Source organism: Kitasatospora sp. NPDC023118 (assembly GCF_055560875.1).
This window is the reverse complement of record NZ_JBVHHW010000017.1, coordinates 53898-79218: the sequence shown is the minus strand read 5'-3', so window position 1 is coordinate 79218 and position 25321 is coordinate 53898. Positions and strand designations below refer to the sequence as shown.

Annotated in this window: 29 protein-coding genes; 18 read left to right on the top strand and 11 right to left on the bottom strand. The window is 73.0% G+C overall.

The features are described from left to right. Positions 1 to 133 precede the first annotated feature (133 nt). The 5 genes from ACZ3UD_RS22770 (at position 134) to ACZ3UD_RS22750 (ending at position 5874) form a co-directional block, all read left to right on the top strand. A complete protein-coding gene (locus tag ACZ3UD_RS22770) occupies positions 134 to 2287 on the top strand; it encodes a S9 family peptidase (RefSeq protein ID WP_465590512.1) in 2154 nt (717 codons plus the stop codon). Between the two features lie 196 nt (positions 2288 to 2483). Further along, on the top strand, positions 2484 to 3443 hold the full coding sequence (locus ACZ3UD_RS22765) for an ABC transporter ATP-binding protein (RefSeq protein ID WP_465590508.1): 960 nt from the start codon (positions 2484 to 2486) through the stop codon (positions 3441 to 3443). Further along, on the top strand, positions 3440 to 4162 hold the full coding sequence (locus tag ACZ3UD_RS22760) for an ABC transporter permease (RefSeq protein WP_465590505.1): 723 nt from the start codon (positions 3440 to 3442) through the stop codon (positions 4160 to 4162). Before ACZ3UD_RS22765 ends, ACZ3UD_RS22760 begins: the two co-directional genes overlap by 4 nt. Positions 4163 to 4170: 8 nt before the next feature. After that, complete coding sequence (locus tag ACZ3UD_RS22755; RefSeq protein ID WP_465590502.1) at positions 4171 to 5463, top strand: sensor histidine kinase; 1293 nt, start codon at positions 4171 to 4173, stop codon at positions 5461 to 5463. 51 nt (positions 5464 to 5514) lie between these two features. Further along, on the top strand, positions 5515 to 5874 hold the full coding sequence (locus tag ACZ3UD_RS22750; protein WP_465590499.1) for a hypothetical protein: 360 nt from the start codon (positions 5515 to 5517) through the stop codon (positions 5872 to 5874). Positions 5875 to 6010: 136 nt separating this feature from the next. Here the strand turns inward: ACZ3UD_RS22750 and ACZ3UD_RS22745 are convergent, their stop codons facing one another. Then, a complete protein-coding gene (locus ACZ3UD_RS22745) occupies positions 6011 to 6478 on the bottom strand; it encodes a hypothetical protein (RefSeq protein WP_465590496.1) in 468 nt (155 codons plus the stop codon). Positions 6479 to 6568: 90 nt separating this feature from the next. Further along, complete coding sequence (locus ACZ3UD_RS22740; protein WP_465590493.1) at positions 6569 to 7324, bottom strand: helix-turn-helix domain-containing protein; 756 nt, start codon at positions 7322 to 7324, stop codon at positions 6569 to 6571. 149 nt (positions 7325 to 7473) lie between these two features. Between ACZ3UD_RS22740 and ACZ3UD_RS22735 the strand changes: the two genes are divergently transcribed. Continuing rightward, positions 7474 to 7890 carry a hypothetical protein gene (locus ACZ3UD_RS22735; protein WP_465590491.1) on the top strand — a complete coding sequence of 139 codons (417 nt, stop codon included), beginning with the start codon at positions 7474 to 7476 and terminating at the stop codon, positions 7888 to 7890. Between the two features lie 24 nt (positions 7891 to 7914). Further along, positions 7915 to 8118, top strand: coding sequence for a hypothetical protein (locus ACZ3UD_RS22730; RefSeq protein ID WP_465590488.1), 204 nt, complete (start codon positions 7915 to 7917; stop codon positions 8116 to 8118). Positions 8119 to 8238: 120 nt separating this feature from the next. On the opposite strand, the gene ACZ3UD_RS22725 is transcribed toward ACZ3UD_RS22730, so the two are convergent. Next, positions 8239 to 8730: a GNAT family N-acetyltransferase gene (locus tag ACZ3UD_RS22725; RefSeq protein ID WP_465590485.1), complete on the bottom strand. Its 492-nt coding sequence runs from the start codon at positions 8728 to 8730 to the stop codon at positions 8239 to 8241. Beyond that, positions 8724 to 9668: a MerR family transcriptional regulator gene (locus ACZ3UD_RS22720; protein ID WP_465590482.1), complete on the bottom strand. Its 945-nt coding sequence runs from the start codon at positions 9666 to 9668 to the stop codon at positions 8724 to 8726. The genes ACZ3UD_RS22725 and ACZ3UD_RS22720 overlap by 7 nt, the downstream gene beginning before the upstream one ends. A 64-nt stretch (positions 9669 to 9732) precedes the next feature. On the opposite strand from ACZ3UD_RS22720, the gene ACZ3UD_RS22715 reads away from it, so the two are divergent. Continuing rightward, complete coding sequence (locus tag ACZ3UD_RS22715; RefSeq protein ID WP_465590479.1) at positions 9733 to 10362, top strand: response regulator; 630 nt, start codon at positions 9733 to 9735, stop codon at positions 10360 to 10362. Positions 10363 to 10388: 26 nt separating this feature from the next. Here ACZ3UD_RS22715 and ACZ3UD_RS22710 read toward each other — a convergent pair whose 3' ends face one another. Beyond that, positions 10389 to 11261 carry a transglutaminase family protein gene (locus ACZ3UD_RS22710; protein ID WP_465590780.1) on the bottom strand — a complete coding sequence of 291 codons (873 nt, stop codon included), beginning with the start codon at positions 11259 to 11261 and terminating at the stop codon, positions 10389 to 10391. Positions 11262 to 11328: 67 nt separating this feature from the next. After that, complete coding sequence (locus ACZ3UD_RS22705; protein ID WP_465590476.1) at positions 11329 to 12330, bottom strand: GNAT family N-acetyltransferase; 1002 nt, start codon at positions 12328 to 12330, stop codon at positions 11329 to 11331. 134 nt (positions 12331 to 12464) lie between these two features. Here ACZ3UD_RS22705 and fdxA point away from each other — a divergent pair, with 134 nt between their 5' ends. Beyond that, positions 12465 to 12791: a ferredoxin gene (gene fdxA, locus ACZ3UD_RS22700; protein ID WP_030287402.1), complete on the top strand. Its 327-nt coding sequence runs from the start codon at positions 12465 to 12467 to the stop codon at positions 12789 to 12791. Between the two features lie 20 nt (positions 12792 to 12811). After that, a complete protein-coding gene (gene dapC, locus ACZ3UD_RS22695; protein WP_465590472.1) occupies positions 12812 to 13975 on the top strand; it encodes a succinyldiaminopimelate transaminase in 1164 nt (387 codons plus the stop codon). Positions 13976 to 14054: 79 nt separating this feature from the next. Here dapC and ACZ3UD_RS22690 read toward each other — a convergent pair whose 3' ends face one another. Both ACZ3UD_RS22690 and ACZ3UD_RS22685 read right to left on the bottom strand, forming a co-directional pair. Continuing rightward, on the bottom strand, positions 14055 to 14858 hold the full coding sequence (locus ACZ3UD_RS22690) for a hypothetical protein (protein WP_465590469.1): 804 nt from the start codon (positions 14856 to 14858) through the stop codon (positions 14055 to 14057). A 309-nt stretch (positions 14859 to 15167) separates the two neighbouring features. After that, the gene (locus ACZ3UD_RS22685; protein ID WP_465590466.1) at positions 15168 to 16235 is read right to left on the bottom strand and encodes a VldE C-terminal domain-containing protein; all 1068 of its coding nucleotides are present in this window, start codon (positions 16233 to 16235) and stop codon (positions 15168 to 15170) included. 145 nt (positions 16236 to 16380) lie between these two features. Here ACZ3UD_RS22685 and dapE point away from each other — a divergent pair, with 145 nt between their 5' ends. Further along, positions 16381 to 17457 (top strand): succinyl-diaminopimelate desuccinylase, encoded by a 1077-nt coding sequence (gene dapE, locus ACZ3UD_RS22680; protein ID WP_465590463.1) that lies wholly within the window; start codon positions 16381 to 16383, stop codon positions 17455 to 17457. 113 nt (positions 17458 to 17570) lie between these two features. Further along, on the top strand, positions 17571 to 18380 hold the full coding sequence (locus tag ACZ3UD_RS22675) for an LOG family protein (RefSeq protein WP_465590460.1): 810 nt from the start codon (positions 17571 to 17573) through the stop codon (positions 18378 to 18380). Between the two features lie 306 nt (positions 18381 to 18686). Here ACZ3UD_RS22675 and folP read toward each other — a convergent pair whose 3' ends face one another. Continuing rightward, positions 18687 to 19499 carry a dihydropteroate synthase gene (gene folP, locus ACZ3UD_RS22670; RefSeq protein ID WP_465590777.1) on the bottom strand — a complete coding sequence of 271 codons (813 nt, stop codon included), beginning with the start codon at positions 19497 to 19499 and terminating at the stop codon, positions 18687 to 18689. 180 nt (positions 19500 to 19679) lie between these two features. Here folP and ACZ3UD_RS22665 point away from each other — a divergent pair, with 180 nt between their 5' ends. Both ACZ3UD_RS22665 and ACZ3UD_RS22660 read left to right on the top strand, forming a co-directional pair. Continuing rightward, entirely contained in the window at positions 19680 to 20108 is a 429-nt protein-coding gene (locus ACZ3UD_RS22665) for a DivIVA domain-containing protein (protein ID WP_465590457.1), read from the top strand. Then, complete coding sequence (locus ACZ3UD_RS22660) at positions 20105 to 20704, top strand: DNA-3-methyladenine glycosylase I (protein WP_465590454.1); 600 nt, start codon at positions 20105 to 20107, stop codon at positions 20702 to 20704. Before ACZ3UD_RS22665 ends, ACZ3UD_RS22660 begins: the two co-directional genes overlap by 4 nt. Before the next feature lie 3 nt (positions 20705 to 20707). On the opposite strand, the gene ACZ3UD_RS22655 is transcribed toward ACZ3UD_RS22660, so the two are convergent. Continuing rightward, positions 20708 to 21508: an enoyl-CoA hydratase-related protein gene (locus tag ACZ3UD_RS22655; RefSeq protein WP_465590451.1), complete on the bottom strand. Its 801-nt coding sequence runs from the start codon at positions 21506 to 21508 to the stop codon at positions 20708 to 20710. 296 nt (positions 21509 to 21804) lie between these two features. Between ACZ3UD_RS22655 and ACZ3UD_RS22650 the strand changes: the two genes are divergently transcribed. Then, positions 21805 to 21972, top strand: a complete 168-nt coding sequence (locus ACZ3UD_RS22650; protein ID WP_270144370.1) for a DUF3117 domain-containing protein — start codon at positions 21805 to 21807, stop codon at positions 21970 to 21972. 102 nt (positions 21973 to 22074) lie between these two features. Here the strand turns inward: ACZ3UD_RS22650 and ACZ3UD_RS22645 are convergent, their stop codons facing one another. Then, complete coding sequence (locus tag ACZ3UD_RS22645; protein ID WP_380615729.1) at positions 22075 to 22707, bottom strand: O-methyltransferase; 633 nt, start codon at positions 22705 to 22707, stop codon at positions 22075 to 22077. A gap of 174 nt (positions 22708 to 22881) precedes the next feature. Between ACZ3UD_RS22645 and sigE the strand changes: the two genes are divergently transcribed. From sigE to ACZ3UD_RS22630, 3 genes are all read left to right on the top strand, one after another. Then, on the top strand, positions 22882 to 23727 hold the full coding sequence (gene sigE, locus ACZ3UD_RS22640) for an RNA polymerase sigma factor SigE (protein ID WP_465590448.1): 846 nt from the start codon (positions 22882 to 22884) through the stop codon (positions 23725 to 23727). Next, complete coding sequence (locus tag ACZ3UD_RS22635) at positions 23724 to 24734, top strand: zf-HC2 domain-containing protein (RefSeq protein WP_465590445.1); 1011 nt, start codon at positions 23724 to 23726, stop codon at positions 24732 to 24734. The genes sigE and ACZ3UD_RS22635 overlap by 4 nt, the downstream gene beginning before the upstream one ends. Positions 24735 to 24862: 128 nt before the next feature. Further along, entirely contained in the window at positions 24863 to 25297 is a 435-nt protein-coding gene (locus ACZ3UD_RS22630; RefSeq protein WP_465590442.1) for a sec-independent translocase, read from the top strand. The last annotated feature ends 24 nt before the right edge of the window (positions 25298 to 25321 follow it).

The window sequence follows — 25321 nt, the reverse complement described above, 5'->3', positions numbered from 1 at the left end:
GGGGCACTCGTGCGGTGCATGGGCCGGTCGGAGGGGGTTTGGACCTCTTTGGGGCGTACTTCGCGACGATGCTCCGAACGAGTGATCACCAGTCACCCGGCCGTGGGAGTCCGCCGTCGTAGGGTCTGGTGCCATGACCTCCCACACCCCTGCGGACACCTTCCCCCGGCAGTACGCGCGGACCCTGCGCTACACCGTCGGCGCGCCCCGCTCCTTCTCCGTCGCACCGGACGGCTCGCGGGTCGTCTTCCTCCGCTCACGCTCCGGCAGCGACCGGGCCAACCTGCTCTGGACCCTCGACACCGCCTCCGGCGAGGAGCGGATCGCCGCCGACCCGGCCGTCCTGCTCGGCGGCGGCGAGGAGGACCTCTCGCCGGCCGAGAAGGCCCGTCGCGAGCGCAGTCGCGAGGGCTCGGCCGGCGTCGTCGGCTACGCCCTGGACGCGGACGGGAAGCTCGCCGCCTTCGCCCTGTCCGGTCGGCTGTTCACCGCCGACCTGGCCACCGGCGCCACCGCCGAACTGCCCGCCCGGGGCCCGCTGCTGGACCCGCGGCTCTCCCCGGACGGCTCGCACGTCGCCTACGCCAACACCGCCGGCGAGCTGCGGCTGACCCGTACCGACGGCAGCGGCGACCGGGCGCTCGCCGAGCCGGACGGCCCCCACGTCACCTGGGGCCAGGCCGAGTTCATCGCCCAGGAGGAGATGGACCGCGACCGCGGCTTCTGGTGGTCCCCGGAGAGCGACCGGCTGCTGGTCGAGCGCGCCGACGACAACCCGGTGCGCCGCTGGTGGATCGCCGACCCGGCCAACCCGGACCGCGAGCCCGCCGAGGTCGCCTACCCCGCGGCCGGCACCGCCAACGCCGAGGTCGGCCTCTGGGTGCTCGACCTGCACGGCGGGCGCACCGAGGTGTCCTGGGACCGCGAGGCCTTCCCGTACCTGGCCCGGGTGCACTGGTCCAAGGGCGGGGTGCCGCTGCTGCTGGTCGAGTCCCGCGACCAGCGCGCGCAGCGGATCCTCGGCCTGGACGTGGCCACCGGCGCCACCGACGTGCTGTTCGAGGAGCGCGACGAGGCATGGCTGGAGGCCTTCCAGGGCGTCCCGGCCTGGACCCCGGACGGCAAGCTGGTCCGGATCTCCGACGAGGGAGGAGTGCGCGCGCTGGTGGTCGGCGACCAGGCCGTCACCGGGGCCGACCTGCACGTCAGGTCCGTCGTCACCGTCACCGAGGAGGAGGTGTTCTTCACCGCCTCCGGCGGCGCCGAGGAGACCGACCCCGAGCCCGGCTGGATCGCCGTCGGCCGGATCAGCCACGACGGCAAGCGGCTCGCCTGGGAGTCTTCCAACGGCCGTCCGTTCACCTCCGTCACCAGCGCGGTGCACGCCGGCGGCATCACCGTCCGGGCCACCGCCGAGCCCGACCTGCCGGGCACCCTGGTGCAGGTCGCCCGCGACCTGCCGGAGGGCGTGGTGGTCGACGACGTCGCCGTCATCGCCTCCCACGCCGAAACCCCGGTGATCACCGCCCGCCCGGTCTTCCGCTTCGCCGGCGAGCGCCGCATCCCGGCCGCCGTCTTCCTGCCCACCGGCTACGACCGCGAGCGCGACGGCCTGCTGCCCGTCCTGATGGACCCGTACGGCGGCCCGCACGGCCAGCGCGTCGTCCAGGCCCACAACCCGCACCTCAACTCGCAGTGGTTCGCCGACCAGGGCTTCGCGGTGGTCGTCGCCGACGGCCGCGGCACCCCCGGGCGCGGTCCGGCCTGGGAGAAGTCCATCGCCTTCGACTTCGCCGGGGCCACCCTGGACGACCAGGTGGACGCGCTCCAGGCGCTCGCCGGGGAGTTCCCGCTCGACCTCGACCGGGTCGCCATCCGCGGCTGGTCGTACGGCGGCTACCTCTCCGCGCTCGCCGTGCTGCGCCGCCCGGACGTGTTCCACGCGGCGGTCGCCGGGGCGCCGGTCACCGACTGGGAGCTGTACGACACCCACTACACCGAGCGCTACCTGGGCCACCCGGCCGAGCGGCCCGAGGTGTACGAGGCGAACTCGCTGAACGGCTACGCGGCCGGACTGGAGCGGCCGCTGATGATCATCCACGGCCTCGCGGACGACAACGTGGTGGCCGCCCACACCCTGCGGCTCTCCTCGGCGCTGCTGGCCGCCGGCCGCCCGCACACCGTGCTGCCGCTGTCAGGTGTCACCCACATGACCCCGCAGGAGGAGGTCGCGGAGAACCTGCTGCTGCTCCAGGTCGACTTCGTGAAGCGCGCGCTGGGCCTGTAGAACCCCCTGACCAGCCTGTTCGCGGCCGGTACCCGGTACTGCCTCATTGGCGTGATGGGGGTACCGGCCGCCGGCATGACATCCGTCATACCGAAGGCACGACGGCCGACACTGCCGCCGGCACCCGCCCGCGCGGGACTCTGAGGTGGTGCGGACAGCGCCGCACGCGACACCATCAGGGGAGAGGAGCCGGGCGATGGTTACCGAGGTAGCCGCCTTCCGCGGCGTCGGCAAGAGCTACGGACGGGTCCGCGCCGTGGACGGACTGGACCTGGTGCTGCGGCCGGGCGAGACCGTCGCCCTGCTCGGCCCGAACGGTGCCGGGAAGTCCACCAGCCTGGACCTGCTGCTCGGCCTGCGCGAGCCCGACCAGGGCAGCGTGACGCTGTTCGGCGGCACCCCGCGGGAGGCGATCGCGGCCGGCCGGGTCGGTGCGATGCTGCAGAGCGGCGGGCTGATGACCGACGTCAAGGTCCGCGAGCTGGTCGAGCTCGCCTGCAAGGTGCACCCGAGCGGTCGGTCGGTCACGGGGGTACTGACCGACGCCGGGATCACCGAGATCGCCGACCGCCGGGTCGACAAGCTGTCCGGCGGCCAGGAGCAGCGGGTCCGCTTCGCCCTGGCGATCGCGGGCAACAGCGACCTGATCGTGCTCGACGAGCCCACCACCGGCATGGACGTCAGCGTCCGGCAGGCGTTCTGGGCGAGCATGCGGGCGCAGGCCGACGCGGGGCGCACGGTGCTGTTCGCCACCCACTACCTGGAGGAGGCCGACTCGATCGCCGACCGCGTCCTGGTGCTGCACCGGGGCCGGCTGATCGCCGACGGCAGCTCCGCGGAGATCAAGGCGCGCGCCGGGGCGCGCCGGATCGCCTTCGAACTCCACGACATGGACGGCGAGTTCGAGGAGGCCGTGCTGCGCTCCCTGCCGGGCGTGCAGTCGCTGGACGTCACCGCCCGCGTCCCGGGGGTGCGGACGGTTCGGATCCGCACCGCGGACGCCGACGCGAGCGTGGCCGGGATCTACCGGGCGGGCCTGTACCCGCGCGGGCTGGAGGTCGCCGGCCTGGGCCTGGAGCAGGCCTTCCTGACCATCACGGGCGAGCTGGACCGCGAGGACGGCGCCGAGCACGCCGCGAAGGAGAGCGTGCGATGACCACCCTGATCAAGCTGGAGATCATGCGGACCCTCCGCAACCGGCGCTACCTGCTCTTCAGCATCGCCTACCCGGCGCTGCTGTACGTCTTCTTCATCCACGCCTACGACACCTCCAAGGTGGCCGGCGGCCTGCCGGTGAAGTCCTACTTCATGGTCTCGATGGCCACCTTCGGCGCGGTCGGCGCGGTGCTCACCGGCAATGCGCAGCGGATCTCGCTGGAGCGCAAGAGCGGCTGGACGCGCCAGCTGCGGCTGACCGCGCTGCCGGGCCGGGCGTACACCGTCGGCAAGATCGCGGCGACCGCGGTGACCACGCTGCCGGCGATCCTGGTGGTCTTCGCGGTCGGCGCGAGCCAGGGCGTCGAGCTCGGCGCGGCGCAGTGGATCGGGCTGGTGGTCGCGCTGTGGCTGGGCAGCTTCGTCTTCGCGGCGCTCGGGGTGGCGCTCGGGTACGCGGCGACGCCGGACGCGGTGCAGCCGATCGTGATGATCACCTACATGCTGATGGCGCTGCTCGGCGGCACCTGGTTCCCGGTGAGCGGCTCGCTGGAGAAGTTCGCCCGGTTCAACCCGGTGTTCCTGTACAACAAGCTGGCCACCTTCACCCGGCCCGGGCACTCCCTGGACCTGGCCGCGGTCGCCGGACTGGCCGCCTTCTTCGCGGTGTTCGTCGCCGCCGCCGCGGCACTGTACCGCCGTGACACCCGCCAGGCATGATGATCCATATGAGTGACGCGCGCCAGACCCACCGCACCGACGAGCAGCCGGAGGCGGGTGTGGCGCGCGTGTCGTTCATGAACGCCCCCGGCTCCCCGGTGGAGACCCGGCGACAGATGCTGGTCAAGGTCGCCTGGATGCTGCTGTGGATGACCTACCTGGCCTACCCGGCGGGCAACCTGCTCCACGGCGGCCACAGCCCGGCCGGCCAGGTGCTCGGCTGGGCCTGCCTGGCGGTCTTCGTGGCCTCCTACGTGCTGCTGGTGATCTTCCGCTCGCAGGCGGGGATGAAGCCGCGGGCCTGCCAGGTGGTCGTCGGGACGATGATCGTGCTCGCGGTGGCCTCCTCGTTCGTGCTCGGCGGCGCGTTCCTGACCATGTTCATCTACGCCTCGGTGTGCCTGGCGGTCATCACCCCGCCGAACCTCGCGCTGCGCGCCCTGGTCGGCATGGCCGTGCTCACCGTGGCGACCGGCCTGATGATCCACGCCGGGAACGACAACATCTCCACCTTCGCGCTCAGCGCCTTCCTCTCCGGCGTCGCGATGACCGGCCTGCAGCGGCTGGTCGCCACCATGAAGGAGCTGCGCGAGGCCCGGGCCGCCGTGGCCCACCTGGCCGCCTCCGAGGAGCGGCTGCGGCTCGCCCGCGACCTGCACGACCTGCTCGGGCACTCGCTCTCGCTGATCACCCTGAAGAGCGAGCTGGCCGGCCGGTTCATGGACGCGGGCAAGGACGAGGCGGCGCGGGCGCAGGTCGCCGACATCGAGCAGGTCGCCCGGCAGTCGCTGATCGACGTGCGGGAGGCGGTCACCGGCTTCCGCCGCCCGACCCTGCCGGTCGAGCTGGCCGCCGCCCGGACCGCCCTGTCCGCCGCGCAGGTCCGGCTGGAGGCCGCGCCGGAGCTGGTGGACGCCTGGCCGTCGCTGGCCAAGGAGGAGGCGGGCGCGCTGGCCTGGGCGTTGCGCGAGGCCGTCACCAACATCGTCCGGCACGGCGAGGGCGCCACCGTGTGCACGGTGACGGCGGACGAGAGCTGGGAGGGCAGCGGCGAGCGCTACGCCGTCCTGGAGATCGCCGACGACGGGCACGGGCCGGGCAAGTCCCAGCCGGGCAACGGGCTCTCCGGGCTGGAGGAGCGCCTCGCGCTGGTCGGCGGGCGGCTGGAGACCGGGCCGGGGGAGCGCGGCAAGGGCTTCCGGCTGCGGGCCTCGGTGCCACTGCGCACGACGGCCGCGCCCTCCGAACCCTCCGCGCCTTCCGCGCCTTCCGTGCCTTCAGAGCCCTCCAAGGCCCGCTAGCCGGACGACAGTCGGGGAACCCGACCGGGCGGACTGATCGTTCTGTTGGGCATGTCCACCGTCCTCATCCTCGGCTTCGACCCGCACACCGTCCCCGGCATGGACGGCGACGCCATGCGGGCCGTCCTCGACGCCGAACTCGCCCGCTTCGCCGAGCACGGCCTCGACGCGGCGATGACCCTGATCGCCCCCGACGAGACCGCCGAGCCCGCGATCACCGCTGCCCTCGCCGACCGCGACTGGGACGTCGTGGTCATCGGCGGCGGCATCCGCAAGCCGGAGCCGGCGCTGCCCTTCTTCGAACTCGTCGTCAACCTCGTGCGCCGCCACGCCCCACAGGCCGCCATCGCCTTCAACACCAGCGGCGCCGACAGCGTCGAGGCCGCCCAGCGCTGGCTGTCGCTGCCGTGAACCGCACCCTTCCACGGGACCAGGTCCGGGGCGACCTTCCTGCCCGCCGGAACCAGGCGCGGCCGCTACCCGGGCCTGCGGTACGAGTGATCGAGTGACGGAGTGGGAAGTCGGACCAGCCGACTTCCCACTCCGCTCAGCTCCCGCACTCCCACCGCTCGCCGAGGCGGCGGTACCACCAGGGGGCCGGCCAGACGTGCTCGGTGAGGGGATCGGGCAGGGTGCGCCGGAGGTAGGCGGCATCCATGGGCCGGAGGAGTCGGGCGAGTTCGGCGCGCGGCCCCGGCGCAAGTGCGGACAGCACCTCCGCCAGGACGTCGCGGGCGTGCCGGACGTCGTCGAACGAGCAGCCACGGCAGGTGCAGTGCAGCGCTCTCGGATAGCGCGGACGGGTACCGGGTGGACCGAGGAACTGGCGGTACCGGCGCAGAGCGCGGTCCGTTGCTCCGGGGAACACGTAGTACGAGGTGGTCAGCTGCTCATGCCGATGAATGGCGAGGCTGGTCGAGGTCGACAGCCCGCACAGCCGGACCGGCGGGGCGGTCTCCCAGCGGCGGGCGGGGTCACAGTGCGCGCGCAGCGCGCCGGGCCGCTTACGTGGCATCGGCCTTTCGGTAGGTCGTCATGCCCGCCATCATGCCAGCCCCGACCGATAGATGGAGTGGGAAGTCGCCTGGCCGACTTCCTGCTCCGGTCACACCTGAGGGGGATTGCTGAACCGGCTGACGGACGAGTTCCCCGTCGACCTGTCGAGCAGGCGGAACTCCCATGGGCCGGTGTTCACTTCGAACTCCTTGCCGAAGCCGACCCACTTGCCGGTCATGCAGCGGCCGGTCGGGTCCACCAGGAGCTGTATGGCGCCGTGGTAGCGCGCACCCTGGTAGTAGCCGTCCTGTGCGGTCTGCTCGGTCCAGGTGCCCGTGACGACATTGCGGTCGACCGTGAGATCGAGCAAGAGCGGCGAGTCCGGGTTGGACGACGCCCCGGGGAGAGAGCGCGCGGTGATGCGGTTCCCTTGCTGGGCGAACAGGACGTGGTGCAGCCCGGTGAACGTGCCCTCGCGGCTGCTGCTGAAGAACTCGTAGTGGCTGAGCCAGATTCCGGAGAAGTCCTCGCCGTTCGGTCCGGGAGTACCGCCCGGGGCGATGTCTCGCTCGGCGCTGCTCATGTCGTGACCTCCTCTTCCGTCGGCGGTGACTCTTGGCGGCAACTGCGGGACCTCGAAGCCGAGGTGTTCCACGGGGACCCTCGTTACGGCTTCGAGGGCACGAACGTACACGGGGCGCGGCGACCGCACCTCACCGGACTCCCAGCGCTGGACCAGCCGCTTGCTGGCGTCGTTGGGCTCGCCCTGATCTTCTCCTGCAGCCCGGAGGCGCTTCGCGAACTCGTCCTGGCTGAGGCGCAGGCCGATTCGCACGACCCGAAGGGTCTCATTCGGAGTCGTCATGTTCCCAGGCTATGACGAATCTCCTTGCAATGACGCCTAAATGACGTCTTGTAATGCCGTCGAAGAGTCGCCCTCGCGCCGTCGCAAGGGAGCGGGCCGGCGAGCGACGATCTGGTCCGCCGGTTGTTGTAGCGATCGAGGTGGTGGCCATGGGATCGAGGTTGGTTCGGGAGACTGAGGAGATCCGCAGGGAGGCGGCGATGGTGTTCGACGACCTTCAAGCCGTGTTGGCGGCGGTGAGGGTGAAACTGCCGTCGCTGCGGGTGGACTGGGCGTCCGTGAAGGCCACGGGGGTGGTGGTCATCGAGTTCGGGGCGGCGGCGCCCGCCGAGGTCGCCAAGCTCGTGGATGTGCTGCGGAAGGGCGCGCAGGCGACCGACGGGGTGCCGACTGTCGGCGAGACGGTCGCCATCGTGCCGCCGGACTGGGAGATCAGCACCCCGTGGGCGCCGCGTGTCCCGGCGGAGGTGGTCGAGGTGGTCGACAACCTGGTCACGCTCTCGGCCGACGGCAACCTCCGGCTCCGGCGTCTCCACCAGATCGAGCCGTGGACGGATCCCCGCTGAGCACGCACGAAAGACGAAGCTTCGATGAGCGATTCCGGGACGTACACCCCCGGCCACAGCGATCTGGTGCACGATCGGCGCGCGAACCGTATCGGCGTTCTGATGGACGTCATCGGCGGGCGGCTCTATCTCCGACCGCCCGGCGGCGGCATCGAATGGACCGCCGACGCCCAGTGCATCGACTGGCCGAACTCGCCCTCCGCTCCGGCGGAGCGGCACTTGGAGTGATCTGCGGGGTCGGTGTTGGTTGGCTCCTCTCCTGGCCGTTGAGAGCCGGTCATCCAGGAGCGGCGAATCTTCTCTTCCTCCTGGCTCTCAGCGCGGTCACTGTCCTCGTGACCTGGGCGTTCAGTCGCGGTCGGTAAGGGAGCGGCGGTATCGGAGGGCGGGGCGGTCACCGAGGAGGAACTCCTCGGTGACCGCGAACCCGTTGCGGGCGAGGACGGCCCGGGAGGCGGGGTTGTCGAGGGTGGTGGCGGCGGTCAGGGACCGAAGGCCGTAGCTGCGGACTGCGAGGTAGCAGAGCTCGGCGACCGCCGCGGTGGCGAGGCCCCGCCCGGCCGCGGACTCGGCGATGCGGTAGCCGAGTTCGGCGCTGCCGTCGGCGAGGTCGACCAGGTTGATCCGGCCGGCCAGGGCGCCTGAGGCGTCCAGGATGACGTGGAACCGGCAGGTGCCGGCGGCCTGTTCGGCGAGGAGGGCGCCGTGGCGGGCCGGGAACTCGGCGAAGTAGGCGTCGCCCCGGTCGGGGATCGTGCGGGTGAAGTACGCGCGGTTGGTGAGTTCGAAGGCGAGCAGGGCGTCGGCGTGGTCGGGGCGGAGGGGCTCCAGGGTCAGCATCCGGCCAGTCTGCTGTGCAGGGCCTCGGTGAACCACTCGAATACGTATCGCAGGCTCTCCTGTGCCGGCCAGCCGTTGATGACGGCCAGGAGCTGCCAGTAGCGCTCGGCGCGCGGGTCGTTGGCGGTGCCGAGGCGGACGAGGAGCCAGCGCCGCAGCTCAGTGTCGTCGGGGCGCTGGAAGGCCTCGGCGTAGGCGGCGGTGAGGGTGTCCAGGACGGGGGAGGCGGCAACAGAGCCGGGCGCGATACCGGCGGCCAGCGCCTCGCCGACCACCGACCGTACGGTCTCGGTCAGCGCCACGTGCAGTCCGCCCCGGTCGCCGTCCGCCCGCTCGGCGGCCTGGTGCTCGGCCATCCGCCGCACCGCCGCACGGAAGTCCGGGTCCTGGACGAGTTCGCCCAGCTCGACCCAGGCCTCCACCTGCTCCGGCCTTGGCTCGTCCGGCAGTTCGGGCATGGCCGAGCGCAGCATGGCGACGAACTCGGGGTTGGCGTCCAGGCCGCCGAAGGTCTCGTCGATGAAGTCGTGGACCAGCCTTCGGCGTTCGGCGTCGGAAAGCTTGGCGAGCTTGTGCATGAGTCTCATCTCCTCGGGGGTGGATGAACGTTGGGCGACCGCGAGCAGCACCGCCCGGCGCAGCCGAAGGGTGCGGATCTGCACCTCCAGCGCCTTCGCGTGCGCGGCGGCGACCTCGTGCAGCGGGGCCTCGCGTTCCAGCACCCGGCGGATCGCGGGCAGGTCGAGCCCGAGTTCGCGCAGGGTGCGGACGAGGTCCAGCCGGGCCAGCGCCCGGACGTCGTAGCGCCGGTAGCCGGCCGGGGTGCGGTCAGTGGGCGGCACGAGGCCGGTGTCGGCGTAGAACCGGATCGTCTTGACGGTGAGTCCGGTGCGTCGGGCGAGGTCGCCGATCGAGTAGAGCGTTTCGCTGCCGTCCATGGGCACCACTGTGCAGTCTCCCCCTGCCGGAGACTCAAGCCCGTTCCCCTCTAAGGTCATGGCCATGGGTAACACAGAGAACAGCCCTTCGATCCGCGTGCTGCTCGCCGAGGACCAGGGCATGGTCCGCGAGGCGCTGGCGGCGCTGCTCGGGCTGGAGGGGGACATCGACGTCGTCGCGCAGGTGGGCCGCGGGGACGAGGTGGTGGAGGCGGTGCTGGCGAACGACGTGCAGGTCGCCGTGCTGGACATCGAGATGCCGGGCATGACGGGCATCGAGGCGGCCGCCGAGCTGCACCGCAAGGCGCCGCGGACGAAGGTGGTGATCGCGACGACCTTCGGCCGCCCCGGCTACCTGCGCCGGGCGATGGAGTACGGCGCGGACGCCTTCCTGGTGAAGGACGCGCCCGCCTCCGAGCTCGCCGAGGCGATCCGCCGGGTGCTGCGCGGCGAGCGGGTGATCGACCCCGCGTTGGCGGCGGCCGCGCTGGCCGAGGGCGCCAACCCGCTGACCGCGCGCGAGCGGGACGTGCTGGGGGCGGCCGCCGACGGCGCGGTGAACGCGGAGATCGCCAAGCGGCTGCACCTGTCGGAGGGGACGGTCCGCAACTACCTGTCGATGGCGATCCAGAAGACCGAGGCCCGCAACCGCGCCGAGGCGGTCCGGATCGCCCGGGAGAAGGGCTGGCTGTAACCCCGCCTTTGTAGCCGCGCGAAAGATCAGTTGAGCCGGTGCCGGGCCGCCCGGGCCTCCTGCCGGACCTTGGCGGCGCCGTCCGGGTCGAAGGCGTCCAGGATCTGCGCGTAGGCGTCCATCTCCGCCGAGCCGCGGAGGAAGTCCCCCATCCGCACCAGGAGTTCGGCCCGTTCCAGCCGGAGCTGGGCCGGGTGCCGGGGGAGCAGCAGGGCGAGCTCGGTGGCCCACAGCTGGGTGCGGGCGTGCTCGGGCCGGTCGGCGGCCCAGGCCCGGATGTTGCCGAGCACCCGCAGCACGATGTCCAGCGGCTGGGCGGGGGTGAGCAGGTCAGGGGTGAACTCGTGCCCGGCGGCGGCGACCAGCTGTTCGACGTCGGCCGGGCCGAGCAGCCGGCCGCCGTGGAAGGGGTCGGCGAGCACGTACTCCTCGCCGCCGGCCGGGCCGCCGACCGCGACGATGAAGTGGCCGGGCAGCCCGATGCCGTGGACGGTGAGCCCGGCCCGCCGTCCGACTGCCGTCCACACCAGCGAGAGCATGATCGGCAGTCCGCGCCGGCGCCGCAGCACGTCCGGCAGCAGCGAGGACTCCAGCCGCCGGTAGTCGGACATCCGCCCGTGGAACCGCTCCCGCCCGCCGAGGACGGCGGCGAGCAGGGCGGCGGTCTCCTCCGGCCCGGAGGGCGAGCGCTCGGCGACGGCGAGCCGTACGGCGGCCGCGTGCCGGTCCAGCGCGGCCTCGCAGGCGGCGAGCAGGGCGTCGACGCCGGGCGGCTCGCCGACGTCGCCCGGGTCGAGGACGGGGCCGTGCTCGGCGGCGGCGAGCAGGCAGAGCAGCACCGGGTCGGGCTGCTCGGCGCGGGCGGCGATCCGGAAGCGGTCTCTGCTCTGCTCGGTCACGGTGACGACGACGGCCTTCGTGCGACGGACGGACAAGCGGACAAACGGGGATGTAACGGTCGGGCGGCTACCCCTGGGGCAGAGGTGCGTAGTGGTAAGTGTGACTGGTCGTGAAGCCGAGTCCGTCATAGAGCGCGATCGCACCGTCGTTCCCGGCCTCGACCTGCAGGTACGCGCCGCTCGCCCCCTCCTCGGCCGCCCGGGCGGCGAGCACCGCCATGACCGCCGTCGCCAGCCCGGCCCGCCGGGCGTACGGCTGGACCTCGATCGCGCCGAAGCAGGCCCAGGGTCCGTCGATGACGCAGCGTCCGATCGCCAGCGGCGGCTGCCCGGGGGCGCCCGGCGCGGTGGCGAACCAGACCGACGGGCCGCCGTGCAGCACCCGCCGGGCCGCCTCCCGCACCGCCGGGTCCTCGCTCAGCCGCCCGTACAGCGACATCCAGTCCGCGTCCGCGGTCCGCGAGAGCCGGACCCGGTCGTGCCCGGTGCCGGCCCGGGCCACCCCGGCCAGCGGGGCCGTGCGCACCAGGGTCGGCGAGCGCGGCGGGCCCAGCAGCGCCCGCAGTTCGTCCGCCGTCCCGGGGGTGACCACCTCGACCAGCGCGGGCAGGCCGCGTGCCGCGTACCAGTCCCGGACGGCGGCCAGCGCGTCCGGCAGCGGCAGCCCCGGCTCGCCGAGCGCCTGGACGGAGTTGGCCCGCTGGGTGAACCCGGACGCGGCCCGCAGGGTCCACTCGCCGAGCGCCTCCTGCTCGACCCCGGGCCAGCCGCGCCCGGCGATCCGCTGCAGTTCGACGGGCGTGGCGGGCGGCTGCGGCACGCGCCGGGCCGGGAACAGCGGGACGGCCTTGCCCGCGACCAGCAGTTTCTCCGGGAAGGAGACCGGCTCGCCCGAGCGCGGTGCTACGGTGAGTCCATGATCGTCCCACGATGTGAGCACCCCGATCACATCGCGGAACACCGGACGGTCGTCCACGAACCCGGACACCCGTCGCACGGACACGCGTCGTCCCACGTCAGAGCGATCTATCCGGACTTCCGGACGGCTGTCCAGCGGGTCCCGAGTCATGATCCGGCCACCTCCTGTGCATTTGCGGTCTCCGACCCGCGATACTAGGGGCGGGCATCGACGACGCCGCGCTCACCGCGCACGCGAGCAGAACAGAACGGGCCGCCAGGCCCCTTCCGAGGAGGAACGACAGCGTGACCTACGTCATCGCGCAGCCTTGTGTCGACGTGAAGGACAAGGCGTGCATCGAAGAGTGCCCGGTTGACTGCATCTACGAGGGCCAGCGTTCCCTCTACATCCACCCGGATGAGTGTGTCGACTGTGGCGCTTGCGAGCCGGTCTGCCCGGTCGAGGCGATCTTCTACGAGGACGACACTCCGGAGGAGTGGAAGGACTACTACAAGGCGAACGTCGAGTTCTTCGACGACCTGGGCTCGCCCGGTGGCGCCTCGAAGCTCGGCCTGATCGAGCGGGACCACCCGTTCATCGCCGCTCTGCCGCCGCAGAACGCCGACCACTGACGATCGGTGGCTACTGAGCTGTGAGTACGAACAGCACGCGCGCGCCGTTCCCGGGCCACCCGGGGGCGGCGCGCCGCGTTTCCGACCGGCTGCCCGTCTTCCCCTGGGACAAGCTGGAGCCCTACAAGGCCACCGCCCTCGCCCACCCGGGCGGCCTCTGTGACTTCTCCGTCGGCACCCCCGTCGACCCGGTCCCCGAGGTGATCCAGAAGGCGCTGGCCGCCCACACCGACACGCCCGGCTATCCGACCGTCTGGGGCCCGCTGGAGCTGCGCGAGGCGATCGCCGGCTGGCTGCACCGCCGCTGCGGCGCCGAGATCGGCCCGCAGGCCGTCCTGCCGACCGTCGGCTCCAAGGAACTGGTGGCCTGGCTGCCGACCCAGCTCGGCCTCGGCCCGGGCGACCAGGTCGCCTACCCGCGGCTGGCCTACCCGACCTACGAGGTCGGCGCCCGGCTGTGCGGCGCCGAGCCGGTCGAGTACGACTCGGTGGAGGAGCTGGACGGCTCCCGGGTGCGCCTGCTCTGGGTGAACTCGCCGTCCAACCCGACCGGCCGGGTGCTCGGCGGGGACGAGCTGCGCCGCGCCGTCGAGTGGGCCCGGGAGCACCGGGCGCTGCTGGTCAGCGACGAGTGCTACCTGGAGCTGGGCTGGGAGGCCGACCCGGTCTCCGTCCTGCACCCGGACGTCTGCGGCGGCCCCGACGATGGAACGCAGCACGAGGGCCTGCTGGCCGTCCACTCGCTCTCCAAGCGCTCCAACCTGGCCGGCTACCGCGCCTCCTTCGTGGCGGGCGACCCGGTGGTGGTCAAGGAGCTGCTGGAGGTGCGCAAGCACGGCGGCATGATCGTGCCGGCGCCGGTCCAGGCGGCGACGATCGCGGCGCTGGCGGACGACGCCCACGTGGCCGAGCAGCGGGAGCGGTACGCGGCCCGGCGCTCGGCGCTGCGGGCGGCGCTGGAGGCGTACGGCTTCCGCGTCGAGCACTCCGAGGCGAGCCTCTACCTGTGGGCGACCCAGGACCGGCCGTGCTGGGAGACCGTGGCCGAACTGGCCGCTCTGGGCATCCTGGTGGCGCCCGGCGACTTCTACGGCCCGGCCGGCGAGCGCTTCGTCCGGGTCGCCTTCACCGCGACCGACGAGCGGGTCGCCGCAGCCGTCGAGCGGCTGGACGCGGCGCGCTGACGACACGTCGAAGGGGCCGGTGTTCCGAGCGGGAACACCGGCCCCTTCGGTCTGTGCGGACTGCCGGGGACTGCCCGGACTACAGCGGCAGGCCGCTGATGCTGCCGCCGTTGACGCCGCCCAGCAGGCCGCTGACCGGGCCGAGCGCGCCGGTCAGGCCGGAGAGCGGGTTGTGCGGGCCGAGGTCGGCGCCACCGAGGCGGTTGGCCGAGCCGTGCTCCGCGAGGCCCAGGACGTCGGTGCCGGGCAGGCCGCCGGGCAGGGCGTGCTCGACCGTGCCGAGCGGCAGCGCGCGCTCCACCGAGCCGAGCGGCAGCGCGTCGGTGACGGCGTTGGTGCCGGGGACGGCGCTGGAGAGCTTGTCGGCGCCGGGCAGGGCCTGGGCGACGGCGCCCGCCTGGCCGAGCCCGGCGACCGGGCCGGTGCCGGCGTTGGCGCTGCGGGTGCCCATGGCCTTGCCGGTGACGGCCTCGCCGAGCTTGCCGGCCAGCGTCGAGGCGACCTTCGGGGTGACGGCGGAGAGCTGGCCGGTGGTGGCGGCGGTCTGGTCGACCGGGGCGGTCAGCGAACTGGCCTTCTCGTTCGCCTCGGGGAACTGGTGGGCGACGATGTCGCCGGCGGCGTCGGCGGAGGCCGGCACGCCCGCGGCGACGGTGGCCGCGCCGGTGGTGCCGGCCGCCTGGCCGAGCTGGTGGGTGGTGTGCTGCAGGGTGGAACCGGTGTCGGTGTTGGTCAGCTGGCCCAGCGGCGCCGCGAGGTCGCTCTTGGGAAGCAGGGCGTCCCCGCCCAGGGCGGACGCGGAGCCGGCCGCGACCAGCGGGGTCGCTCCGGCGGCCACGACGAGCGCGGCCTGGGCGATCCGGCGCGTGAGGGGGTGAGACATGGGGCTCCTCGAAGGGGTCTGGGTCCGTCCCGTCCGCCGAGTGGACGACCGGGCCTGGACGGGACCGGGCGGACGAGGTAGTTACCGCTTGAGAAGCCAGAAGGTTTCGGCCGGGGCAAGGAAAGTTCCCAACCGACCATCGGATCGTATGACCACAGCGGTGGGGTCCACCGGACCCCGCCGCACCCCGTCGGATCGGCCCCGGCCAAGGGAAGTGACGGTTCTCCACCCCGGTTCGCCGGAACGGGCGGTCGGTCCACCGGAGTTGACCGGAATCACCCGTCCGGCGGCAACCCGTACGTCTGTGCGTCAGCTCTTGTCGTACGGGGCCAGGGTGACCTGAACGAGCTTGGTCGACGTCCCCGAGGTCTGGGTCTGCCAGCCGTCCTCGGACTTGGTCTTGCGCCAGATCCTCCCGTCGTAGGCGACCGTCGCGATGCCCAGCTGCTGGGCCTGCGCGACCGCCCAGTGGGCCACCTCCCAGCCGCTGGTTCGCTCCGCGCTCGCCCCGGCGTCGCCGCCGGCGTCCGCCGAGGAGGTCAGCGCCGCGGCGGCCGGGTCCGGGGTCAGCGAGACCGCGTTCTCGGCGCCCTTGATCGTCGAGGTGTAGCCGGTGGCCGGTGTGACGGTGCGGCCGAACTCCCGGCGCACCCGGTCGGACAGCACCTGGGCGCGGTCCGGCTGCGCGACCGGGGTGGCCGAGGCGCCCGCGGTCGGCGACGGCGAGTCGGCCGGGTCCGGCTTGGCGTAGTCGTGCACCACGCAGCTGAAGGAGGCCGGCTCGCGCCCGGCCAGCGCCGAGGTCAGCAGGGTCGCCTTGGTCTCGTGCTTGGCGTACGCCTGCGGGTAGCCGCTCTTCTGCACCGCCTGCGCCGCGTCGGTCAGCGGCATCCGGGTGTAGCCGGGCACCTTGACCAGGCCGTCCAGGAACTTGTTGGTCGCGTACACCGGGTCCGTAATCTGCGTCGGGGTGCCCCAGCCCATCGACGGCCGCTGCTGGAACAGGCCGATCGAGTCCCGGTCACCGCCCGCGAGGTTGCGCAGCTTGGACTCCTGCATGGCGGTCGCCAGCGAGATCGCCGTCGCCCGGTCCGGCAGCCCGCGCGACCGCGCCACCGCGGCGATCGTCGCCGCGTTGGCGGCCTGCGGCAGCTCCAGCGTGCCGCTGCCGGCCGCGGTCTTCACCGAGCACTCCTCGGAGACGCCCGGCCGGAACCCGAACCACCAGATCCCGACCACCGCCAGGCCCGCGACCAACGCCAGGCCGAGCAGCCCGACCAGCACGAGCAGCAGCGCGCGCACCGGACCGCGGCGGCGGGGCGCCACTTCGTCGCCCAGCTCCTCGCCCAGCTTCTCGCTGCGCCTTCTCCTGGCCACCCTCGCCCCTCTCGCGCCCGCCTTCTTGATCCGACACCGTACCCACTCGGACGGATGTGCGGCGCATCCCGGTTGCCGATCCACGTGCCTTCCGTGTCACGGAACGACCACACCGGCGGCACACCTACGCGGATAGGCTGACGCCATGAGCAGCCCGAACCCGACGCCCCTGGACCTCACTCTCGACGGCGGCACGCTGACCGCCCGGCTCGTCGACTTCCCCTCGGTGAGCGGCGACGAGCAGGCGCTCGCCGACGCCGTGGAGGCCGCCCTGCGCGGCTACCCGCACCTCACCGTGGACCGGTACGGCAACAACGTGGTCGCCCGCACCACCCTCGGCCGCGGCGAGCGCGTCGTCCTGGCCGGCCACCTGGACACCGTGCCGATCGCCGACAACCTGCCCTCGTACGTCGACGGGGACCTGCTCTACGGCTGCGGCACCTCGGACATGAAGTCCGGCGTGGCCGTCGCGCTGCGCCTGGCCGCCACCCTGACCGAGCCCAACCGCGACCTCACCTACGTGTTCTACGACTGCGAGGAGGTGGAGGCCCACCGCAACGGCCTCGGCCACCTCGCCAAGGACCGCCCGGAGTGGCTGGCCGCCGACTTCGCGGTGCTGATGGAGCCCAGTGGCGCCGTGGTCGAGGGCGGCTGCCAGGGCACCCTGCGGGCGCAGATCCGGCTCACCGGCGTGCGCGCCCACGCGGCCCGCAGCTGGCTCGGCGACAACGCCATCCACCGCGCCGCCGAGGTGCTCACCCGGCTCGCACAGTACCAGCCGCGCCGGGTGGAGATCGACGGCCTGGAGTACCGCGAGGGCCTCAACGCGGTGCGGATCGACGGCGGCGTGGCCGGCAACGTGATCCCGGACGAGTGCGTGATCACGATCAACTTCCGCTACGCGCCGGACCGCAGCGAGGCCGAGGCGGAGAAGCACGTGCGCGAGGTCTTCGACGGCTTCGAGCTGACCGTGACCGACTTCGCCGCGGGTGCGCTGCCCGGCCTCTCCCAGCCCGCCGCCCGGGCCTTCCTGGCGGCCACCGGCGGTCAGGCCCGGGCCAAGTTCGGCTGGACCGACGTCGCCCGGTTCAGCGCGCTCGGCGTCCCGGCGGTCAACTACGGCCCCGGCGACCCGAACTTCGCGCACAAGCGGGACGAGCACTGCTCGCTGAGCGCCATCGCCGAGACCGAGGACCGGCTGCGCGCCTGGCTGACCAGCTGAGCCGGGGCCGTTCGGCCACCGACCCGGTCAGCTGCTGAACGCCATCTTCCGGTTGCCCAACCGACCTTCCCCCGTTGCCTGAAAACGGGGGAGGGTCGGCGTAGGGTTTCGTCATGACAGGCACAGGAGACGACAAGCACTACGGACACGGCCCCGAGCAGGTCGGCGCGCCGCGGAAGAAGAAGGCCTGGCCCGAGAAGCAGAAGGGCCCGGTGCTGGTGCGCCGGGACCAGGTCGGCACGAGCACCACGGACCAGCGTCTGCTGGACACCACCGGCCCCACCGACTGGCTGCACACCGACCCCTGGCGGGTGCTGCGGATCACCTCCGAGTTCGTCGAGGGCTTCGGCGCCCTCGCCGAACTCCCGCCCGCGATCAGCGTCTTCGGCTCGGCCCGGACCCCGGCCGACTCGCCCGAGTACGAGGCCGGGGTGGCCATCGGCCGGGCCCTCGCCGAGGCCGGCTACGCGGTGATCACCGGCGGCGGTCCGGGCGCGATGGAGGCCGCCAACCGCGGCGCCTCCGAGGCCGGCGGGCTGAGCGTCGGGCTCGGCATCGAGCTGCCCTTCGAGCAGGGCCTCAACGAGTTCGTCGACCTCGGGCTGAACTTCCGTTACTTCTTCGTCCGCAAGACGATGTTCGTGAAGTACGCCCAGGGCTTCGTGGTCCTGCCCGGCGGGCTCGGCACGCTGGACGAGCTGTTCGAGGCACTGACCCTGGTGCAGACGAAGAAGGTCACCCGTTTCCCGGTGATCCTCTACGGCAGCGCCTACTGGGGCGGCCTCTACGAGTGGCTGAGGACCACCCTGGTCGCGCAGGGCAAGGCGGCTCCGCACGACCTTGAGCTGTTCCACATCACCGACGAGATCGACGAGGTCATGAAGATCCTCGCCGACGCCCGCCGGCCCGCCAACGAGATCTAGCGCGAGCGAGCCGAAGGGGCGCGCCGGTGCCGAAAGCGAGGAACGACAAGCGAGGCACGAGCGCCGGAGTGACGAACGTCGGCACCGGGTCCGAGCGCCCCGGAGGCGAGCCGAGCGCCAAGAGCGAGGAACGACAAGCGAGGCACGAGCGCCGGAGTGACGAACGTCGGCACCGGGTCCGAGCGCCCCGGAGGCGAGCCGAGCGCCAAGAGCGAGGAACGACAAGCGAGGCACGAGCGCCGGAGCGACGAACGTCGGCACCGGGTCCGAGCGCCCCGGAGGCGAGCCGAGCGCCGAACAGGCGGCCTAGGCCAGCCCCCGGCGGGCGACCGCCGGGGGGCGGGTGCCCCGGATCGAGGCGACCATGTCCAGCACCTGGCGGGTCTCCGCGACCTGGTGCACCCGGTAGACCTGCGCGCCCAGCCAGGCCGAGACCGCCGTGGTGGCCAGGGTGCCGAGCAGCCGCTCGTTCACCGGCCGGTCCAGGGTCTCGCCGACGAAGTCCTTGTTGGAGAGCGAGACCAGCACGGGGAAGCCGGTCGCGGTCATCTCCGGCAGCCGCCGGGTGGCCTCCAGCGAGTGCCGGGTGTTCTTGCCGAAGTCGTGCCCCGGGTCGATGATCACCGCGTCCCGGCGGACGCCCAGCCCCACCGCCCGCTCGGCCAGCCCGACGGTCACCCGCAGGATGTCCGCCATCACGTCCTCGTACCCGATCCGGTGCGGCCGGGTGCGCGGCTCGGCGCCGCCCGCGTGGGTGCACACCAGCCCGACGTCGTACCGGGCGGCCACCTCGGCGAGCTTCGGGTCCACCCCGCCCCAGGCGTCGTTCAGCAGGTCCGCGCCGACCTCGCAGACCGCCTCGCCGACTTGGTGCCGCCAGGTGTCCACGCTGATCACGGCGTCGGGGTGGCGCTTGCGCAGCTCGGCCACGAAGGGGACGGTGCGCCGCAGCTCCTCCTCGACCGTGACCTCGTCGCCCGGGCCGGCCTTCACCCCGCCGATGTCCAGGATCGCCGCGCCCTCGGCCATCGCGCGGTCGGCGGCGGCGAACGCGGCCTCGTCGGCGAAGGTCGAGCCCTTGTCGAAGAACGAGTCCGGCGTCCGGTTCACGATCGCCATGATCACCAGCTCGTCCTCACCGAATTCGCGCGGTCCCAGGCGTAGCGCCACCGATGTCTCCTCCACAGCTCCTGCGGGTGCGATGATGGCTCCCGGCCTCACTAGGGACCATGCTGTCATGATCAGTCTGGTTCCCTGGCACTTGATCGAGGACCGGCCGGGAGTTCGGGAGGACAGCTCGTGTTCTGGGTGATCGTGGTCGCCATGGCCGTGGTGGTCGGCGGCGCCGCGCTGGTGGCGCTGGGCGGGGGCGGCTCGATGCCGGAGGCGGTGCCGGACCGCATCGCCGCGCGGCTGCCGCAGGACCGACCGCTGAGCAAGACGGACGTGGACGACCTGCGCCTGCCGATGGCCGTGCGCGGCTACCGGATGGACGAGGTGGACGACGTCCTGGACCGCCTCGGCGCCGAACTCGCCTACCGCGACTCGCGGATCGCCGAACTGGAGGCCGCCGCCCACCTGCGCGGCGCGGTCGAGGCCACCACCGCTCCGGACCCGGCCGCCGAACCGCTGCCGGGCCTGGAGGACTTCGCCAAGGTGGTCCAGCCCGCCGCCGCGCTCACCGAGCAGCCGGCCCCCGAGGACGCCGAGCCGGGGGCGCAGCAGTGACAGAGGTCGTCGAAGGCGCGGTGCTCGGCGCGGACGGCCTGCGCCGCTGCGGCTGGGGCGAGTCGACGGACGACTACCGCCTCTACCACGACACCGAGTGGGGCCGCCCGGTGCACGGCGACGACGCCCTGTTCGAGCGGGTCTGCCTGGAGGCCTTTCAGTCCGGCCTGTCCTGGCTGACCATCCTGCGCCGCCGTGAGGGCTTCCGGGCCGCGTTCGCAGGCTTCCGGATCGCCGAGGTCGCCGAGTTCGGCGAGGCGGACGAGGAGCGGCTGCTCGCCGACACCGGCATCATCCGCAACCGGGCCAAGATCGAGGCGGCGATCGCCAACGCCCGGGTCGCCCGCGACCTGGACGGCGGCCTGGACGCGCTGATCTGGCAGTTCGCCGCCGACCCGGACCGGCCGGCCCCCCGCACACCGGCGGAGGTGCCGGCCGTCACGCCCGAGTCGACGGCGCTGGCGAAGACGCTGAAGAAGGCGGGCTTCCGCTTCGTCGGCCCGACCACCGCCTACGCCCTGATGCAGGCCTGTGGTCTGGTCGACGACCACCTGGCGGACTGCCACGTCCGCACCGGCGGGGGGAAGCGGCGCTGAGCCTCAGCGCCCGACGTACTTCGGCTTCTCCTTGGCGATGAAGGCGCGCACCGCGATCCGGTGGTCCTCGCTCTCGCCGGCCAGGGTCTGCAGCTCGTCCTCCTTGTCGAGCAGTTCGTCCAGCGAGTGCGAAGCGCCGTACGCCAGCGACTCCTTGATGGCGCCGTAGGCCACGGTCGGGCCCTCGGCCAGCTCGCGGGCGAAGACCCGCGCGGTGGCGGCGAGTTCCTCGGCAGGCACGACCTTGGTGGCCAGGCCCAGCTCCATCGCCTCGGCGGCCTTGACCGTCCGGGGCAGCATCAGCAGCTCGGTGGCCCTGGCGTGCCCGACCAGCCGGGGCAGTGTCCAGGACGCCCCCGAGTCGGCGGTCAGCCCGATCCCGGCGAAGGCGGTGTTGAAGCCGGCCCGGTCGGAGATGATCCGGAAGTCGCAGGCGAAGGCGAGCGAGGCGCCCGCGCCGGCCGCCACCCCGCCGACCGCGGCGACGGTCGGCTTGCGCATCCCGACCAGCGCCCGGGTCAGCGGGTTGTAGTGCTCGGCGACGGTCCGCAGCGCGCCCTCGCCGGTCTCCTCGAACCGCTTCAGCAGCGCCAGGTGCTCGTTCAGGTCCTGCCCGACGCAGAACGCCCGGTCGCCGGCCCCGGTCAGCAGCACCGCCCGCACCGCAGGGTCCCCGGCCGCCTCTGTCACGGCGTCGCGCAGCGCCACCTTGGTGGCGACGTCCAGGGCGTTCATCGCCCCCGGGCGGTTGATGGTGATGACGGCCAGGCCGCCGTCCAGCTCGTACAGCACGGAATCGGACATGGGCGAGGGCTCCCTAAACGATCGTCGCGTCGGTGGTTGTGCCAGGATGCCGGAGCGCGGGCCGGGCTGGGGAGTGTGAGGTATCGCACCTTCCCGCGGTGCCGGTACCGCCGCCACGCCGGGGCTTATGACGCCAATTGCGGCGGTTGGAGTCGGTCCGGCCGATGTTGCACCGAGAGTGATGTTGGTCATCAGGCCGTGGCATGCGGGATAATGGCTTCCGATCAATGCGTTCGATACCGGCGGTGGACGGACTGCCGGTGCGTAGCTGAGCGGTTGCAGGAAGGGGAACGAGCATGGCGGCCATGAAGCCGCGGACGGGTGACGGCCCGCTCGAAGTCACCAAAGAGGGGCGGGGCATCATCATGCGCGTTCCGCTCGAAGGCGGCGGACGTCTCGTGGTGGAGCTGACGCCTGACGAGGCCGAAGCCCTGGGCGACGCCCTGATGAAGGTCACCGGCTGACCGCAGCGGGTGCTCGCCGTCTCCTGGAGACGTACCGCCGGGCCCGGGTACGACGTCACGTCGGCCCGGGCCCGCGCGGTCTCCGGGGCAGGCAGGCGGGCCCTAGCGCTTGACGGCGCAGAGCAGCCCGTCCGAGACCGGCAGCAGCGCGGGCAGCAGCGCCTCGCTCTCCCGCACGTCCCGGACCAGGTCCCGCACTGCGCCGGTCTGCGGGTCCTGCAGCTCCGGCTCGGCCAGCCGGCCCTCCTGGAAGACCCCCTCGAAGCAGACCATCCCGCCCGGCCGCAGCAGCCGCAGCGCCTCCAGCAGGTACTCCCGGGACTCGGCCGGATCGCCGTCGCAGAACACCAGGTCGTACTGGCCGTCGGCGAGCCGGGGCAGTACCTCCAGCGCCCGGCCCGGTATGAACCGCGAGCGGTTGGCCGCGAACCCGGCCGCCTGGTACGCCTCGCGGGCCAGCTGCTGGCGCACCGGCTCGGAGTCCACCGTGGTGAGCACGCCGTCTGGCCGCATCCCGCGCAGCAGGTAGACGCCTGACACACCTGTGCCGGTGCCGATCTCGGCCACCGCCTTGGCGTCCAGCGCGGCGGCCAGCAGCCGCAGGCACGCCCCGCCGCTCGGCCCGATGGCCCGTATCCCGGTCCGCGCGGACTGCGCCCGGGCGTAGGTCAGCACCGCGTCCTCGCCCACGTAGGTGTCGGCGAGGGCCGCGCGCGCGGGCCCGAACTCGCTGATGGCTGCCTCTTTCGGAGCCCCGGGTGGCGGCCCGGTGCCGGGGGATGTCGATATTTCCTGCCACAGATTACTGGCCGGGCGGGAACCGCGTACGGCGGCGGGCCGTTGTCACTGAGGACCGGGTACGGAAGACCTCCCGGGCACTTTTATCCGGGCTTGACGGGTGAGGTGGATATGGTGGTGGCCCTGCTGGGCAGAAGAGCCGACCGAGGAGGTGTGGCCGAGGGCGACGTCCCCGTGCGGCGGCACTTCCGCGGCACCGCGTCGGCCCGCACGCCGAAGCCCGTGATGAACCAGCCTGCGCACTCCGACCTGGACCAGCCCGCCGCCGCGACGCCGGCCGCCGGCACCACCGAGGCCCCCGCCCTCGCGACCTTCGCCGAGGGCCCCGACGCGCAGAGCTGGACTCCGCCCACCTGGGAGGAGATCGTCGAGGCGCACAGCGCCCGCGTCTATCGCCTCGCGTACCGTCTGACGGGCAACCAGCACGACGCCGAGGACCTCACCCAGGAGGTCTTCGTCCGAGTGTTCCGTTCGCTGTCCACCTACACCCCCGGCACGTTCGAGGGCTGGCTGCACCGGATCACCACCAACCTGTTCCTGGACATGGTCCGCCGCCGCCAGCGCATCCGCTTCGACGCGCTCGGCGAGGACGCGGCCGAGCGGCTCGCCTCCCGCGAGCCCAGCCCGGCCCAGCACTTCAGCGACACCCACTTCGACGCCGACGTGCAGCACGCCCTGGACACCCTGGCCCCGGAGTTCCGCGCCGCCGTGGTGCTCTGCGACATCGAGGGCCTGTCCTACGAGGAGATCGCCGCCACGCTGGGCGTCAAGCTCGGCACCGTCCGCAGCCGCATCCACCGCGGCCGCTCGCACCTGCGCGCCGCGCTCAAGCACCGTGCCCCCGGCCAGGCTCCCGGCCGTGAGCGCCGCGGCGGCTCGGAGGAGCCGATGCCGGTCGGCGCCGTCGCCGCGGATCCCGCGGCCGCACCGGGCGGGCGCGGACGGAGGCGATCGTGAGCGGAACCAGCCGGTCCGGTCCGGAACGGTCGGAGGCGTCCGACCGGCCCCAGACCTGGCGGAGCTGGGCGCTGGGCCGCCGGGGCGGTGACGACCCCGGTGAGCCGCTGCCGACCGCTGTCCCGCTGCCGGGCGACACGGAGCTGCGTGCCGTGCCCGTACGCCCCGTCGAGCCCGCCGCCGAGGAACACCACCTCGGTGAGCGCCTGTCCGGATTCCTGGACGGCGAACTCGGCCACGACTCGCGCGAGCGGGTCCAGGCCCACCTGGCCACCTGCCCCCAGTGCCTGGCCGAGGCCGACGAGGGCCGTGCCGTGAAGCACCTGCTGACCCGCACCGACACCCCCGGCCCCTCCTCCTCGTTGATGGCCCGGCTGATGGCCGTCGGCAACCTGCCCGAGGACGGCCCGGTGGACGGCGGCTGGCCGGGCCAGAGCGGCCGGCGCGACGACGACGACCTGCCCGGCGGCGGGGTCGGCGCCACCGGCACGCTCGGCGGCAGCCGGCTCACCGGCGGCTCCTTCGGCCGCGGTGCCGGCGCCTCCTTCGGCGCGGGCGCGCTCGGCGCCGACAGCCCGGTGCCCGGGGTCGATCCGCGCGCCTTCGGCCGCGGCTCGGTGCTGCGGCCGCTGATGGGCCGGCGCACCGGCCGTCCGGACTCCGCCGACGGCCCCGACCGCACCTCCGCCCGGCCGCTGCCGGCCGCCGCCGTCCGCCCCGCCGCGCGCGGCCGCCGCCTGGTCTTCGCCGCCGCGGGCGCCTTCTCGGTCGCCGCGGTGACGCTCGGCGGCGTCGGCGGCCTCGCCCAGGGCGAGGACCAGCACGGCACCACCGTCAGCCCGATCGGCGGCGGCACCACCGGCCGCGGCGGCCTGGTCCCGATGACCGCGCAGGTCCCGGTGGACTTCCCGGCCCGCCCGGTCGCCGCCACCCGTGAGGCGAGCCCCTCCTCCTCGCCGGAGCGCTACCCGGGCGGCATCGCGGCCCTGCGCCAGCAGATCCGCTAAGCGGACACCCCGCCTTCGGGCCCGGCCACCGGCTGGTCTTTACCACGGCTTCATCGCAGCGTGGACCAGGGACCCGCCGGTGGCCATTACTCTGGAGGAACCGTCGTCCGGCGAGCTAGGGAGCAAAGGTGTTCAGCGACGTAGGCGGGCTGGAGATCCTGACCCTGATCGTGATGGCGATCATCATCTTCGGCCCTGACAAGCTGCCGAAGCTGATCCAGGACACCATGGGCTTCATCCGCAAGGTCCGCTCCTTCGCCGACAACGCGAAGGAGGACATCCGCAGCGAGCTGGGCCCCGAGTTCAAGGACTTCGAGTTCGAGGACCTGAACCCCAAGACCTTCGTCCGCAAGCAGCTCATGGGCGGCGAGGAGGACCCGCTGGGCCTCAAGGACATGAAGGACTCGCTCGACATCCGCTCCGTCCTGGACGACAAGCCCGCGGTACCGGTGAACGGCCGGGCGGGCAACGTGAGTTTCGACAAGGCCGCCCCGGCGCCCGCCTCCGCCGGAGCCCCGCTGCAGCCCGGCGAGCGGCCCCCGTTCGACCCCGACGCGACCTGATCGAGCCTGCGCGCATCCCGCGGG

Excerpts from the sequence above, each read along its gene's own strand:
- ACZ3UD_RS22770 (WP_465590512.1), top strand. The coding sequence starts at position 134 with ATGACCTCCCACACCCCTGCGGACACCTTCCCCCGGCAGTACGCGCGG.
- ACZ3UD_RS22765 (WP_465590508.1), top strand. The coding sequence starts at position 2,484 with ATGGTTACCGAGGTAGCCGCCTTCCGCGGCGTCGGCAAGAGCTACGGA.
- ACZ3UD_RS22760 (WP_465590505.1), top strand. The coding sequence starts at position 3,440 with ATGACCACCCTGATCAAGCTGGAGATCATGCGGACCCTCCGCAACCGG.
- ACZ3UD_RS22755 (WP_465590502.1), top strand. The coding sequence starts at position 4,171 with ATGAGTGACGCGCGCCAGACCCACCGCACCGACGAGCAGCCGGAGGCG.
- ACZ3UD_RS22750 (WP_465590499.1), top strand. The coding sequence starts at position 5,515 with ATGTCCACCGTCCTCATCCTCGGCTTCGACCCGCACACCGTCCCCGGC.
- ACZ3UD_RS22745 (WP_465590496.1), bottom strand. The coding sequence starts at position 6,478 with ATGCCACGTAAGCGGCCCGGCGCGCTGCGCGCGCACTGTGACCCCGCC.
- ACZ3UD_RS22740 (WP_465590493.1), bottom strand. The coding sequence starts at position 7,324 with ATGACGACTCCGAATGAGACCCTTCGGGTCGTGCGAATCGGCCTGCGC.
- ACZ3UD_RS22735 (WP_465590491.1), top strand. The coding sequence starts at position 7,474 with ATGGGATCGAGGTTGGTTCGGGAGACTGAGGAGATCCGCAGGGAGGCG.
- ACZ3UD_RS22730 (WP_465590488.1), top strand. The coding sequence starts at position 7,915 with ATGAGCGATTCCGGGACGTACACCCCCGGCCACAGCGATCTGGTGCAC.
- ACZ3UD_RS22725 (WP_465590485.1), bottom strand. The coding sequence starts at position 8,730 with ATGCTGACCCTGGAGCCCCTCCGCCCCGACCACGCCGACGCCCTGCTC.
- ACZ3UD_RS22720 (WP_465590482.1), bottom strand. The coding sequence starts at position 9,668 with ATGGACGGCAGCGAAACGCTCTACTCGATCGGCGACCTCGCCCGACGC.
- ACZ3UD_RS22715 (WP_465590479.1), top strand. The coding sequence starts at position 9,733 with ATGGGTAACACAGAGAACAGCCCTTCGATCCGCGTGCTGCTCGCCGAG.
- ACZ3UD_RS22705 (WP_465590476.1), bottom strand. The coding sequence starts at position 12,330 with ATGACTCGGGACCCGCTGGACAGCCGTCCGGAAGTCCGGATAGATCGC.
- ACZ3UD_RS22690 (WP_465590469.1), bottom strand. The coding sequence starts at position 14,858 with ATGTCTCACCCCCTCACGCGCCGGATCGCCCAGGCCGCGCTCGTCGTG.
- dapE (WP_465590463.1), top strand. The coding sequence starts at position 16,381 with ATGAGCAGCCCGAACCCGACGCCCCTGGACCTCACTCTCGACGGCGGC.
- ACZ3UD_RS22675 (WP_465590460.1), top strand. The coding sequence starts at position 17,571 with ATGACAGGCACAGGAGACGACAAGCACTACGGACACGGCCCCGAGCAG.
- folP (WP_465590777.1), bottom strand. The coding sequence starts at position 19,499 with ATGGCGATCGTGAACCGGACGCCGGACTCGTTCTTCGACAAGGGCTCG.
- ACZ3UD_RS22655 (WP_465590451.1), bottom strand. The coding sequence starts at position 21,508 with ATGTCCGATTCCGTGCTGTACGAGCTGGACGGCGGCCTGGCCGTCATC.
- ACZ3UD_RS22650 (WP_270144370.1), top strand. The coding sequence starts at position 21,805 with ATGGCGGCCATGAAGCCGCGGACGGGTGACGGCCCGCTCGAAGTCACC.
- sigE (WP_465590448.1), top strand. The coding sequence starts at position 22,882 with ATGGTGGTGGCCCTGCTGGGCAGAAGAGCCGACCGAGGAGGTGTGGCC.